We start from the raw sequence: 12,173 nt of genomic DNA, 5'->3' as shown, positions 1-12,173 counted from the left end.
ACATTCCGAACCCGGAAGCTAAGCCTCACAGCGCCGATGGTACTGCAGGGGGGACCCTGTGGGAGAGTAGGACGCCGCCGAACAATCATTCAGAAGAGCCCCCATCCGGATTCCGAATGGGGGTTCTTCGCGTTTCCCCGCCAGAAGTTGGCCGAAAGCTCATGCGGCTGGAAGCTGTACCAGGGCGGTTCGGGCGAGCCGGGCACCCCGACGGACAACTGCACCGACAACTCGCTGATGTTCTTCGAGCGGTACCAGGCCGCCGAGGGCGCGTCGGGTCCGCTCGTCGACGAGGATGTTCTTCGCGGCGTTCACATCGGCATGGTCCCGGTACCCGCAGGCCGTGCACTCGAAGACCGCTTGGCTCTCACGGTTCTTCGGGTCCACATGCTTGCAGGCGTGGCAGGTCTGCGACGTGTACGCGGGGTCGACCAGGACGACCGTCGTCCCGGTGGTGCGCGCCGCGTTGCGCAGCGCGAGTTCGAGCAGGTGCCATCCCTTGTCGAGGATGGCCCGGTTCAGTCCGGCCTTGGCGCGGACGTTGCGGCCGGTCCGCTCGACCGTGATCAGGTTCCCGGCGGGGAACCGGAACGACGGCGACCAGCGGACCTTGGAACGCCACCGGACCCGGAATGTCCCGTGCTCACGGCACGCCCGGTCCAGATCCCGCGGGGTCTGCTGCAACACATGCGATGGCGCGTCCCTCAACCACGGGATCTCTCGCTTGGCCTCCGCCAGCTCAGCGGCCTGCGGCACGTAGTTCATCCATGCCCCACTACGCCGGTACTCCCGATGCTGCTCAAGAGCCGTGTTCCACACCGAACGACAGATGTCACCGAACGTCTCACACAACTCGGCCTGCTCAGCATCGAGTTCAAGCCGGTACCCGCGGCCGGACAGCATGGGAACACCCCCCATCAGTCGCTGAGATCAACATAGTGCACGTCACTGACGCTCGGTGCAGGAGTTCGAGGGCACGGCCGGGGCCCAGCTGGTCGCGCGCTTCGAGTCGTCGAAGGAGCAGGTGCGCGTCACGGTCTCCAACAACGGGTCGACGACCCGGACGGTGACCGCCGGGAACGCCTACGCGAAGGGCTCGCAGCAGAGCCGCACCCTCCGCCCCGGCGCCTCGGCCCGATTCACCTTCGACCTGCGCGCCGAAAGTCGCTGGTACGACGTCACCGTCGAGGCCCCGGACGGACCGGCGTTCCGCCGCCGCTGGGCCGGACACCTGGAGAACGGCCGCCCCGGCACCAGCGACCCCGGCCCGCGCTGATCACCACCCCCGTGGCGCCGGACCGCGAGTGTTCCCGGGGATCGCTCGCGGCCTGGCACCGCCTCAACCCCCGCCACGCTGACCAGGGCGTACGGCTAGGCTGACCCGATGATCGAGGACGGTGCGACGGACAAGGGCAGCGTGACCACGGTACGGCGGATCGGCGAGACGATCCGCCGGCCGGTCGGCGAGTGGACGCCTGCGGTGCACGCCTTGCTGACCCACCTGGAAGCGGTGGGTTTCACCCGGGCCCCGCGGCTCCACGGCATCGACGGCACCGATGAGGTGCTCTCCCTGCTGCACGGCGAACCCGCGTTCTCGCCCTGGCCGTCGGCTCTGCGCTCGACCGACGGAATCAGCGAGCTGGGGCACTGGCTGCGCGAGTACCACGAGGCCGTCCGGGACTTCCGGCCACCGGCCGACGCGCGCTGGCAGGGCCAGGAGGACGAGTGGCGGCCCGGCCTGGTCATCCGGCACGGCGACCTCGGGCCATGGAACTCCATCTGGGACGGCGACCGGCTGGTCGGCTTCATCGACTGGGATTTCGCAGCACCCGGCCACGCCCTCGACGACCTCGCGCAGCTCGCCTGGTACGCGGTGCCGCTGCGGCCCGCCGATCAGCAGCGGAGAGCCGCGATCGTCGGCGAGCACACCCTGCGGAGCCGCCTCAACGCCCTCTGCGCCGCCTACGGCGTGCAACCGGCCGCCGTGCTCGATGCGCTGGACGCCGTCCAGTCCCGCGAGGCCGAGCGCATCGAACGGCTCGGTGGGATCGGCCAGGAGCCGTGGGCGAGCTTCCTCGCCCGCGGTGACGCAGCCGAGATGGCGGCCGAGCGGGCCTGGCTCCGCTTGAACCGCGCGGCCCTCCTCCTCGACGGTTCGGTCGACTCGGACGGTTCGGTCGGCTCGGGCGGCTGAACTACCGCGCCCCTGGCAGCCGTGGTTCAGCCGGTCGGCTGCGCGGGCCGCCCCGGCACCCACAGCGGCACGGGCCCGCCGCGCGGCATGGCGCGCGCCGCGTCCTCCTCCAGCCACCCGTCCACCCGCTCGGGGTCGCCCTCGCTCAGGTCCACCAGCGCGGCGGCGGCGATCCGGGCGCAGCACAGCACGAGCGCGAGGGTGTCCTGGCGGCGGTGCCGCTCCCGTACGTACGCCGCACCGCGCTCCTCGATGCGCCGGCCGTGGGACGGCCCGTCCTCGGCGGCCAGCGCCTGCACGCCGTGCCACACCAGGGTCAGCGCGCAGGGCTCGGCCGGGTGCGCCACGCCCTCCCGGTGTGCCTGCTCGCGGGCCTCGGCCGACCGCTGCCCGAGCCACCCCAGGGCTGCCGGCCTGTCGTTCCCACAGGACCGGAGGACCAGCTCGGCGGCCTGTTCCGCGACGGCCCGCAGCACGGCCGGCGCGGGCACCCGCAGGCCGGGCGCCGGTGCGTCGCCGAACGACAGCCACGCATCCGCGAACGAGGCGGCCCGTAGACCGCCGACCCAGGCGGGTGCTCCGCCGGTGGCGCCCAGCCGTTCCCGTGCTCCCAGCCGGACCAGCCCCACCGCGACCAGTCGTGCCGCGTCCCCGTCCAGCCCCAGCAGCCGTCCACTCCGCACCACACACCCCCACCAGCACTCGTCACCCCGTGGGCACACATCCCACCACACCGGGAAGCGAACGAACTAGACAGGGGCACGTCACATCTCGGGGCCGAGGGGTTCGCGCCCGCCGGGCGCGGTGGCGCGGCGACCGACCGGGGGAGGCCGGGGAAACCCCGCGGCCGCGGCGGAGGACGGGACGGCCGTCCCGCGAGACCGGACGGCTCGGCTCGCAGGTGCCGACTTGCGCCGGATGCTCGTGCGGCGCCGGCGGCCCCTTGTCCGTCACGGCGGGGCGGGACGGCGGATCGTCATGGCGGCTTTCGGACAAGCTGATCCCCGCCGCCGATTTCCCGGGATCTCCACTGAATCCCCACGCCTTCACCACGCTAGGGTGACTCCCGTTCCGCCGCCGGAAGTCCGGCGGCGGAACGTTTCGCCGACCACCGATTCGACTGGAGTGAGCGGGATATGAGTGTTCATCAGCTGCTGAGGCGTGCGACAACCGCGGTCATCGGCAGGGGGATCGGGGCGGCCGCGGCGGCGTTCGCGCTGGTCGCGGCCGTCGTGCTGGGCGGTACGGTCTCCGGGATGTCCGTGGCGGAGGCCAAGCCCGCGTGGGGTGGTGCGGGCAAGTGGGCGTGCTCCGGGCAGCCGGTCTCGGCCGGGAACGTCATCACCGACTACGACGGCAAGGGCTGTGGCGGGTACGGCTCCTGGTACCAGCAGCCGGCGAAGGACGGGATCTGGACCTGCTCCGGCTCCCCGGTGGTCGCCGGTTACGTGATCACCGACCACACCACCTACGGCTGCCGGGGCATCGGCTCGTGGCGCCACAGCCTCGTCCACGACGGCATATGGACCTGTTCCGGTTCGCCGGTCGTGCCCGGGTACGTGATCAGCAACCACCTGCGGGCCGGTTGCGGCGGCATCGGAAGCTGGCAGCACAACCTGCCGCACGACGGGATCTGGACCTGCTCGGGCTCCCCGGTGGTGGCCGGTTACGTGATCACCGGGCACACCACCTACGGCTGCGACGGCGCCGGCTCCTGGCGCCACAACACCGCCCGTGCGGGCCTGTGGGCCTGCCCGGGCTCGCCCGTCCCGCCCGGTTTCCGCTCCACCAGCTACAACGCCGGCGCCTGCGACGGCCTCGGCGGCTGGCTGCTCGCCCGCGCCTGACGACCAGCCCGGTCCCCTCCCCGCGCCCCGTCCGCACCGGGGCGCGGGGAGGGTCTCGTTCGTCCGTGCGCAGATCCGTTCGTCCGTCGTCAGATCCGTTCGGCGGACCAGTACGGGTCGCGGCCGGTGAGGGCGAGCAGTTGGTGCTGGGCGTCGGCGCCGGGGGGTGTGGTGAGCGGGGGATCGAACAGGCCGGTGCCGGCCAGGTTGCGGTAGCCCTGGAACTCCGCGAGGGCGTAGCGGGCTGCGCCGGGCGGCATTCGGCCGTCCTCGCCGAGGGCCCGGGCCAGGTCCCAGCCGTGGACGACGGTTTCGGCGGTCAGTTCGCGGGCGTACCCGCCGACGTCGCGCAGGCCGTAGGACAGGTGCACCAGGAGGTCGGGGGCGCCGGGCTGGTGAAGCGCGCGGACGGCGGTGTCGGCGGCCAGGGCCCACACGCCGATGGGGTTGCGCCCCAGGACGTCGCCGTCGAAGCGGTGGCCGATCGCCTCGGGGGTGTAGCCGGCCACCGCCTGGCAGACCCAGAGGTGCTGCGCGGCGAGGTGGTTCACCAGGGCGCGGACGTCCCAGTCCCGGCAGGGCGTGGGTACCGTCCACCGGTCCTCGGTGACGGCTCGTAGCAGGCGGGTCACCTCCGCCGCGGCGGCGATGTAGCGTTCATGGACTTCGGCGTGGAACCCGGGTGGGTGCGGACATTCCATCGGAGGGCCTCCCTCCTGCCCTGCTCACTCTCAGTAAATCGCTACTGGGAGTGACCTGCCAGGTTTCCCGAGGCCGGACCCCTTGCGCAGGCCGGACAGGCCACCTGCGAGGGCCGGACGGCCACCGGGCGATCGCCGTGGGTGACCGGCGGGTGGCCGACGGGTGGCCGCCCGGCCCGTCAGCGGTCCGGGTCGGCCAGGACGGCCTGCGCCGCGTTGTGCCCCGGGATGCCGCTGACCCCGCCGCCCCGGACGGCCCCCGCGCCGCACAGCAGGACGTTCGGGTGGGTGGTGGCCACGCCCCAGCGGGCGGCGGCGCTGCCCGACGCCTCGTCCTCGGCGGTGAACGGGAAGGCGAGGTCGCGGTGGAAGATGTGGCCGCCCGGCAGGCCGATCTCCCGCTCCAGCTCCGGCGGGGTCCTGGCCTCGACGCAGGGCCGGCCGTCGGCGTCCGTGGCCAGGCAGTCGGCGATCGGCTCGGCCAGCACCGCGTCCAGCTGCGCCAGGCTCGCGGCCAGCGCTCGTTCCTTGGTTGCCGGGTCGCCGAACAGCCGGGCGGGCATGTGCAGGCCGAACAGGGTGAGCGTCTGGAAGCCCTGTCGGAGGGCCTCCGGGCCGAGGATCGAGGGGTCGGTGAGGGTGTGGCAGTAGATCTCCGACGGCGGCGCGGAGGGCATCCGGCCGGCCCGCGCCTCGGTGTACGCGGTCTCCAACTGGCGGTAGCCCTCGGCGATGTGGAAGGTCCCGGCGAAGGCCTCGCGCGGGTCCGCGGCGGTGTCCCGCAGGCGCGGCAGGCGGCGCAGCACCATGTTGACCTTCAGCTGGGCGCCCTCCGGCGCGGGCCCCGGGTCCTCGCCCAGCAGCCGGGCCAGGGTGGCCGGCGCGGCGTTCACCAGCACCCGGCGCGCCGCCGCCGTCGCCTCGCCGTCCCGGTGCCGGTAGGACACCTCGGCGTCGCCGCGGCCGTCGGTGGCGATCGCGGTGACCTCGCAGCCGGTCCGGATCTGCGCGCCGGCCGCCAGCGCCGCTTCGGCCAGTGCGTCGGTCACCGCGCCCATCCCGCCGACCGGGACGTCCCAGTCGCCCGTCCCGTTGCCGATCACGTGGTAGAGGAAACAACGGTTCTGCCGGAGCGAGGGGTCGTGGGCGTGGGTGAAGGTGCCGATCAGTGCGTCCGTCAGGACCACCCCGCGCACCAGGTCGTCGGCGAAGGCCCGCTCGACGGCCTCGCCGAGCGGCCGCTCGAACAGGTCCGTCCAGGCGGCCTCGTCCCCGATCCGTCGGCGCAGTTCGGCGCGTGAGGGCAGCGGCTCGGTGAGCGTCGGGAACACCCGTTCGGCGACCTGGCCGGTCATCCCGTAGAAGCGCTGCCAGGCCTGCCACTCCCGGTCGGTGCCGGTCAGTGCCCGGAACGAGTCCCGGGTGCGGCCGGGGTTGGCGGCCTCCACCAGCAGTCCGGTGGGCTTCCCGTCCCGAACGGTGGGCGTGTACGAGGCGATCCGGCGCCGTCGCAGGTCGAGCCGCAGCCCGAGGTCCCGGACCACCTGTCGCGGCAGCAGGCTGACCAGGTAGGAGTAGCGCGACAGCCGGGCGTCCACGCCCGGGAAGGCCCGGGTGGAGACCGCGGCTCCGCCGACCCGGGGCAGCCGTTCGAGGACCAGCACCCGCCGCCCGGCGCGGGCCAGGTAGGCGGCGGCGACCAGGCCGTTGTGCCCGCCGCCGACGATCACGGCGTCGTACCGGGAGGACGTGTGCGTGTTCATGCGGCCACGCTACGGTGTTTCGCCGGGGTGGGGAACAGCCCCGCACCGGGCGGCCGGCCGCCCGGACCCGTCCCGCCGGACCGGCTGTCGGTGCCGCTGGCTAGGGTCTTCGCCATGGCGACAGTGACCTTCGTCGACGAGACGACATCGGGGCTGCGGCGGGATGCCTGGCGGCTGTGGCTCCCCGTCGACGAGGAGCGGTTGACGCTGCGCGAGCTGATCCGCCGCCGGGTGCTCCAGGAGGTGGCCGAGCACAATGCCTGCCTCCCCGAGGTGTTCCACGGTCTGGTGCAGCCGACCGAGGCCGAGCGGACCCTGAACGGGTTCCGGATGCGGGCGCCGGGCCAGGTGATCGATCCCGAGCGGCAGTTCCTGAGCGCGGTCGAGGCGTTCGGCTGCAACGGGTTCCTGGTGCTGGTCGGCGACCGCCAGGTCGAGGAGCTGGACGCCGAGTTGGACCTGCGCACCGACACCGAGGTGTGTTTTCTGAAACTTGTTCCGCTGGTAGGTGGCTGAATGACAACGACGGATCTGCTCGACCCCGCCATCGGGCGGCTGCTCGACGCGCTCGACACCGGGCACGTGGACGCGATCGGCCGCGCGCTGATGGAGGTCGACACCGCCGTCGCGGGCGACTGGTCCGCCGAGCGCGTGGTGCCCGTTCGCGAGCGGGTGCTGGAGCTGCACCGCAACACCCGGGGTGCGCTGGTGGCGAGCCTGGTGCACTGGATGCTGATGCTCTGGCGGCCCGTGCAGACCGAGAAGGCGACACAGCAGCGCAGTGCGCTGATCAGGCTGGCCTCGATGGTCTCTCAGGGCTTTCCGCAGGGGCCGGCCCGCGAGCTTCGCGAGGACAGGCTCCACCTGATGGGCCGCCAGTGGTACCTCACCGAGCTGCACGAGGCCGAGCAGCTGATCAGCGACGAGCTCGCGGCCGGCCGCCCGGTCGACGGTGCGGTGGTCGCCGCCGTGCGCCGGTCGGCGCTGATGGTCCGGCCCCACTACAGCCTTGTCATCGACCTCGCGGCCGCGTTGCCCGAGCCGCTGCTCAGCCCCGGCGAGGCCTGGGCGGACCAGGTCCTGGCCGCGCTCGACGAGCCCGGTTCGCCCGCAGGCACCGATCGGCCGTGGGCGGATCTGGTCAAGCACGCCGTCGAGGCAAAGTCCGCCAAACCGACTGCCCGTTGGGAACGGACCGGGCGCGCCCTGATCGACGTGGTCGGCCCCGAGCGGGCCCGCGAGCGGATCACCGAATGGCTCTCGCTGGTCGGTCGCCCGCGCACCCTCGACCTGGTCGCGGAGCCACGCGGTGAGGGGGTCGACCAGTTCGACCCCCACAACCTGGACGCGCTGCGCGGACTCGCCCTGCTGCTGGCACTGACCCCGGCCCATCCCGACACCGCCCGGGTGTTGGCCCGGCTGGTCGAGTCCGCGCTGCGCAAGGCACCGGGCATCGGCCCCCGGGCGCCCAAGGTGGCCAACGCCGCCGTGCACTGCCTCGCCCGTCTGGACGGTGAGGACGGCCTCGCCCAACTGGCCCTCCTCACCACCCGGGTGACGTACAAGGGCACCGTCAGGGAACTGGACAAGGCGCTCCGGGACCGGGCTGCCGCACTCGGTCTCAGCCGGGCCGAGATCGAGGAACTCGCAGTCCCTTCCTACGGGTTGACCGAGATCGGCCGACGCGTCGAACGCTTCGGCGGCGAGGCCCGGGTGGAGCTGGTGGTGGAGGGCTCCCGCGCCCGCCAGACCTGGTACAACGAGGCCGGCCGTGCGGTGAAGACCCCGCCCGCCTCTGTGCGCCGTGAACACGCCGATCGACTCAAGGAGTTCAAGGCCACGGTCAAGGACCTGGAGAAGATGCTGACCGCCCAGTCCGAGCGGCTGGACCGGCAGTTCCTGGCGCGACGCAGCTGGCGCTACGGCCCCTGGCGGCAGCGCCTCCTGGAGCACCCGCTGGTCGGTACCCTGGCCCGCCGACTGATCTGGACCGTGGACGGCACCGCCTGTGCCTGGCTGGACGGCGCCCTGCGCACCGTGACCGGCGACGAACTCGCGCCCGCCGCCGACGCCTCCGTCGAGCTGTGGCACCCGGTCGCCTGCCCGCCCGAGAGCGTGCTCGCCTGGCGCGCCGTGCTGGAACGCCAGGGCCTCGTCCAGCCGTTCAAGCAGGCGCACCGGGAGGTGTACCTGCTCACCGCCGCCGAGGAGCACACCCGGGTGTACTCCAACCGCTTCGCCGCGCACGTCCTGCGCCAGCACCGGTTCCACGCCCTGGCCACCGCCCGGGGCTGGCACAGTCAGCTGCAACTCGCGGTGGACAACTCCTTCGCCGCCCCGAAGCGGCTGCTGCCCGAGTGGGGGCTGCGCGCCGAGTTCCGGGTGCACGGCATGGATGCCGACTTGTGGGCGAACTTCGAGCACCTGGGGACCGACCAGGTGCGCTTCTACCCGATCGACGCGCCGGAGAACGCCACCCACGCGGGCAGCGGCCAGTACGGTCCGGTGATGCGGCCCGGAGTGCAACTCGTCGAGCCGGTGCCGCTCACCGAGGTGCCGCCGCTGGTGCTGAGCGAAGTGCTGCGTGACGTCGACCTGTTCGTGGGCGTGACCAGCGTCGGCAACGACCCGGCCTGGTCGGACGGCGGGCCGGACGGCCGGTACCGCGACTACTGGCAGTCGTTCAGCTTCGGCGAGCTGTCGCAGAGCGCTCGTGAGCGCGGCGAGTTGCTGGCCCGGCTGCTGCCCCGGCTCGCGGTGGGGGAGCGCTGCACGGTGGACGGGCGCTTCCTGGAGGTCCGCGGCGAGCTGCGGACGTACCGGATCCACCTGGGCTCGGGCAACATCCTGATGTCGCCGAACGACACCTATCTGTGCATCGTTCCCGGCACCGACGGGCCGGCCGACGGCCGGCCTCAACTGCCTTTCGAGGGTGACCACATGCTGGCGGTCATCCTCAGCAAGGCGCTGCTGCTGGCCCGTGACAGCGCGATCACCGATCCGACCATCACCAGCCAGATCGCCCCGCGCTGACCACCTGAGACGCGAGCGGGCCCCGCCGACCGGACGATGCGCCGGGCGGCGGGGCGTCGGCAGGGGCCGTGGGCAAGGGGCTTCGGAAGCGGCAGTTGGGGGAATCCCGTCCGGGGGCCGGAGGCGACGGTGGTGCTGACGGCCCGCTACCCTCAACTCGCTTCCACCCGGAGGAGTTCAGCCGTGCACGCGCGTCCACGTCGCGCCGCGCTCAGATCCCTGATAGCCGGCCTCTGCGCCGGGGTCACCCCCGGCTATCCGAACAGCGGCGCAGACAGCGCGCCCGTCGTGGTCGAGCCGGACGGCTCGATCGACGTGCTCTACCAGGGCTACGTCGTCACCAACGTCCCCACCGACGACCTGACCGTCGCCTACACCTACGCGACCCGCTCCACCGACGGCGGCGCGACCTGGTCGCAGCCGGTGCGGATCGGCGGCGACGCCGGGACGATGAACAACGGCGAGTGGTGGATCGACGGCAGCGAGGCGCTCGGCCAGGACGGCACGCTGTACGCGACCTGGGACGCCCAGGGTTCGAACAGCGACACCGGATGGCTGTCGTACTCGCAGGACCACGGTGCGACCTGGTCCGCGCCGGTGCAGGTGCCCGCGGACACCCTGAACGTCCCGCACGTCATGCAGGTGGTCGCCGGGCCGCCCGGGATCGTGTACGTGGGCTGGCTGTCGAGCAGCGACCCGCGCGGCTACGCCCAGTACCTCCGGACCTACTCGACGACGAACGGGGGGCTGTCCGCCCCGGTCCGGGTCTCGCAGGGCTTCGGGACCGGCTCGGTGTGGCCCGGGGACACCTTCGGCTTCTCCGCGCTGTCGCCCACCCGGCTGGTACTGGCCTGGGGCAGCGCCGTCGCGCCCACAGCCTCGAACGACAACATCTGGACCGCGACCGTCGGGGTGACCCTGGCGTAAGGCGCTCGAACGACCTGCGGCGTGGTCGCCCGCGTACGTCACTGCACGCGGGCGACCCCGCCGCACCGGGGTCCCGGAGGGCATGACGAAGGCCCGGTCGGCGTCGGCGGACCGGGTTTGACGGCTGTTCGGACTTCCACCACCCTTCCACTAATCGAATAGTGAAAGGGTACTTTGCCGATGTCGCTGGCCCTCTCCCCGCTCCGTCCGCACCGCCCGCCCCGCCCCCGACCGCTGCCACGCGCGGTGCCGCTCCTGCACCGGCCCGCCGTGCTCGCCTGGGGCCTGGCGGCGGGGTTCGCCGCGCTGTACGCCTGCGTCGCCGTCAACCGGCACCGACGCGGCCTCACCAAGGCCTATGACCTGGGCATCTTCGAGCAGGCCGTACGGGCGTACGCCCACGGTCGGGCGCCGATCGTCCCGCTCAAGGGGCCCGGCTACCACCTGCTCGGGGACCACTTCCACCCCCTGATCGCCGTGCTCGCCCCCGTCTACCGGGTCTTCCCGAGCGCCCTCACCCTCGTCATCGCCCAGGCGCTGCTGATGGCGCCGGCCGTCGTCCCGCTCACCCGCTGGGCGCACGAGGTGGCCGGGCCGCGGGTCGCGCTGGTGGTCGGCTGCGCCACCGGGGCCTCCTGGGGGATCGTCCGGGCGGCGGCCGACGACTTCCACGAGATCGCGTTCGCCGTCCCGCTGCTCGCCTTCGCCGCCACCGCGCTGGGGCGCCGACGGCCGCTGGCAGCCGCGCTCTGGTCGCTGCCGCTGCTGCTGGTCAAAGAGGACCTGGGGCTGACGGTCGGCGCCGTCGGCCTGCTTCTCGCCTGGCAGGCCCGGCAGGACCGGCGCAGCCCGCTGCCCGGATTCGCCCTCGCCGCCGTCGGCGTCGCCGCGGCCGCGCTCACCCTGCTGGTCGTGCTGCCGGCGTTCAACCCCAGCGGGAGCTTCGACTACTGGCAGCAGCTGGACGGCGGCGGGCGGCCCTCGCCGTGGGCCGTGCCGCTGCGGCTCGGCTGGCCGCCGATCAAGTGGCTGCTGCTCTTCCTGCTCGCCGCCACCGGCGGGTTCCTCTGCCTGCGCTCGCCGCTCCTCCTGCTCTGCGCGCCCACCCTGGGCTGGCGGCTGCTCTCGACCAACCCGCATCACTGGGGCGTCAGTTACCACTACAGCGCGGTGCTGATGCCGATCGTGTTCGCCGCCCTGATCGACGCGCTGCGCGGCTCCGGCGACCTGCGGCGCCCGGGGGCCCTGCGCGGGCCCGACGCCCGCCGGGTCCGACGCGCGCTCGCCGTGAGCATGCTGGTGACGGCCGTGACGCTGCCGCTGTACCCGCTGCACGAGGTGGTGATGCCCGAGGCCTGGCGCACCCCGCCGAGGCTCGCCGAGACCCGGGCCCTGCTGCGCCTGATACCCGACGACGCCACGGTGGCCGCCTCCAACCGGCTGGCGGCCCAGCTCACCGGCCGGGCGGAGGTCACCCTGGTGTGCCAGGTGCCGGTGGTACCGACGCCGGAGTGGGTGGCGGTCGACCTGCGGGATCCGAGCGTCCAGTCCCCGTGTGCCGCCGCCGCCACCGCGAGCATGCTGGTGGTGTACCAGGACCTCGGCTACCGGCGGCTGGTGGACCAGGACGGTCTGCTCCTGCTGAAACGCCCCTGACCTCAGCAGTGGACCCCCTGGGTTCGGCTTGACCCGCGCGCCGCAGTGGGCC

The 12,173-nt window shown here is 73.1% G+C and carries 11 protein-coding genes and 1 rRNA gene; 8 read left to right on the top strand and 4 right to left on the bottom strand.

Going from position 1 to position 12,173, the window contains the following annotated elements; translation table 11 throughout:
* A 5S ribosomal RNA gene (gene rrf, locus ACIRYZ_RS29125) occupies positions 1 to 83 on the top strand; the annotation flags it as partial.
* 76 nt (positions 84 to 159) lie between these two features.
* On the opposite strand, the gene ACIRYZ_RS29120 is transcribed toward rrf, so the two are convergent.
* Positions 160 to 903, bottom strand: coding sequence for an RNA-guided endonuclease InsQ/TnpB family protein (locus tag ACIRYZ_RS29120; RefSeq protein WP_402949710.1), 744 nt, complete (start codon positions 901 to 903; stop codon positions 160 to 162).
* A gap of 55 nt (positions 904 to 958) precedes the next feature.
* On the opposite strand from ACIRYZ_RS29120, the gene ACIRYZ_RS29115 reads away from it, so the two are divergent.
* Together ACIRYZ_RS29115 and ACIRYZ_RS29110 are read left to right on the top strand one after the other, a co-directional pair.
* On the top strand, positions 959 to 1,276 hold the full coding sequence (locus ACIRYZ_RS29115) for a phospholipase domain-containing protein (protein WP_402949708.1): 318 nt from the start codon (positions 959 to 961) through the stop codon (positions 1,274 to 1,276).
* A gap of 108 nt (positions 1,277 to 1,384) precedes the next feature.
* Positions 1,385 to 2,194 carry a phosphotransferase gene (locus ACIRYZ_RS29110; protein WP_402949705.1) on the top strand — a complete coding sequence of 270 codons (810 nt, stop codon included), beginning with the start codon at positions 1,385 to 1,387 and terminating at the stop codon, positions 2,192 to 2,194.
* Between the two features lie 26 nt (positions 2,195 to 2,220).
* Here ACIRYZ_RS29110 and ACIRYZ_RS29105 read toward each other — a convergent pair whose 3' ends face one another.
* The gene (locus tag ACIRYZ_RS29105; protein WP_402949703.1) at positions 2,221 to 2,880 is read right to left on the bottom strand and encodes a hypothetical protein; all 660 of its coding nucleotides are present in this window, start codon (positions 2,878 to 2,880) and stop codon (positions 2,221 to 2,223) included.
* A 450-nt stretch (positions 2,881 to 3,330) separates the two neighbouring features.
* On the opposite strand from ACIRYZ_RS29105, the gene ACIRYZ_RS29100 reads away from it, so the two are divergent.
* Positions 3,331 to 4,041, top strand: a complete 711-nt coding sequence (locus ACIRYZ_RS29100; RefSeq protein ID WP_402949700.1) for a hypothetical protein — start codon at positions 3,331 to 3,333, stop codon at positions 4,039 to 4,041.
* An 89-nt stretch (positions 4,042 to 4,130) separates the two neighbouring features.
* On the opposite strand, the gene ACIRYZ_RS29095 is transcribed toward ACIRYZ_RS29100, so the two are convergent.
* Both ACIRYZ_RS29095 and ACIRYZ_RS29090 read right to left on the bottom strand, forming a co-directional pair.
* On the bottom strand, positions 4,131 to 4,742 hold the full coding sequence (locus ACIRYZ_RS29095) for a TIGR03086 family metal-binding protein (RefSeq protein ID WP_402949698.1): 612 nt from the start codon (positions 4,740 to 4,742) through the stop codon (positions 4,131 to 4,133).
* Positions 4,743 to 4,921: 179 nt separating this feature from the next.
* Positions 4,922 to 6,505, bottom strand: coding sequence for a phytoene desaturase family protein (locus ACIRYZ_RS29090; RefSeq protein WP_402949696.1), 1,584 nt, complete (start codon positions 6,503 to 6,505; stop codon positions 4,922 to 4,924).
* A 114-nt stretch (positions 6,506 to 6,619) separates the two neighbouring features.
* Between ACIRYZ_RS29090 and ACIRYZ_RS29085 the strand changes: the two genes are divergently transcribed.
* From ACIRYZ_RS29085 to ACIRYZ_RS29070, 4 genes are all read left to right on the top strand, one after another.
* Positions 6,620 to 7,021 (top strand): hypothetical protein, encoded by a 402-nt coding sequence (locus tag ACIRYZ_RS29085; RefSeq protein ID WP_402949694.1) that lies wholly within the window; start codon positions 6,620 to 6,622, stop codon positions 7,019 to 7,021.
* Positions 7,022 to 9,538, top strand: a complete 2,517-nt coding sequence (locus ACIRYZ_RS29080; RefSeq protein ID WP_402949691.1) for a DUF4132 domain-containing protein — start codon at positions 7,022 to 7,024, stop codon at positions 9,536 to 9,538. It begins immediately after the preceding gene.
* A gap of 183 nt (positions 9,539 to 9,721) precedes the next feature.
* Complete coding sequence (locus tag ACIRYZ_RS29075) at positions 9,722 to 10,465, top strand: hypothetical protein (protein ID WP_402949688.1); 744 nt, start codon at positions 9,722 to 9,724, stop codon at positions 10,463 to 10,465.
* Positions 10,466 to 10,645: 180 nt separating this feature from the next.
* The gene (locus tag ACIRYZ_RS29070) at positions 10,646 to 12,121 is read left to right on the top strand and encodes a DUF2079 domain-containing protein (RefSeq protein WP_402949685.1); all 1,476 of its coding nucleotides are present in this window, start codon (positions 10,646 to 10,648) and stop codon (positions 12,119 to 12,121) included.
* The last annotated feature ends 52 nt before the right edge of the window (positions 12,122 to 12,173 follow it).

It is taken from the genome of Kitasatospora sp. NPDC101155 (assembly GCF_044768305.1).
In the GTDB taxonomy this organism is placed as follows: domain Bacteria; phylum Actinomycetota; class Actinomycetes; order Streptomycetales; family Streptomycetaceae; genus Kitasatospora.
This window is presented reverse-complemented; position numbering and strand designations above follow the sequence as displayed.

What these genes read in the sequence shown, in the direction of transcription:
- ACIRYZ_RS29120 (WP_402949710.1), bottom strand. Translation starts at nt 903, where the DNA reads ATGCTGTCCGGCCGCGGGTACCGGCTTGAACTCGATGCTGAGCAGGCC.
- ACIRYZ_RS29110 (WP_402949705.1), top strand. Translation starts at nt 1,385, where the DNA reads ATGATCGAGGACGGTGCGACGGACAAGGGCAGCGTGACCACGGTACGG.
- ACIRYZ_RS29100 (WP_402949700.1), top strand. Translation starts at nt 3,331, where the DNA reads ATGAGTGTTCATCAGCTGCTGAGGCGTGCGACAACCGCGGTCATCGGC.
- ACIRYZ_RS29095 (WP_402949698.1), bottom strand. Translation starts at nt 4,742, where the DNA reads ATGGAATGTCCGCACCCACCCGGGTTCCACGCCGAAGTCCATGAACGC.
- ACIRYZ_RS29090 (WP_402949696.1), bottom strand. Translation starts at nt 6,505, where the DNA reads ATGAACACGCACACGTCCTCCCGGTACGACGCCGTGATCGTCGGCGGC.
- ACIRYZ_RS29085 (WP_402949694.1), top strand. Translation starts at nt 6,620, where the DNA reads ATGGCGACAGTGACCTTCGTCGACGAGACGACATCGGGGCTGCGGCGG.
- ACIRYZ_RS29080 (WP_402949691.1), top strand. Translation starts at nt 7,022, where the DNA reads ATGACAACGACGGATCTGCTCGACCCCGCCATCGGGCGGCTGCTCGAC.
- ACIRYZ_RS29070 (WP_402949685.1), top strand. Translation starts at nt 10,646, where the DNA reads ATGTCGCTGGCCCTCTCCCCGCTCCGTCCGCACCGCCCGCCCCGCCCC.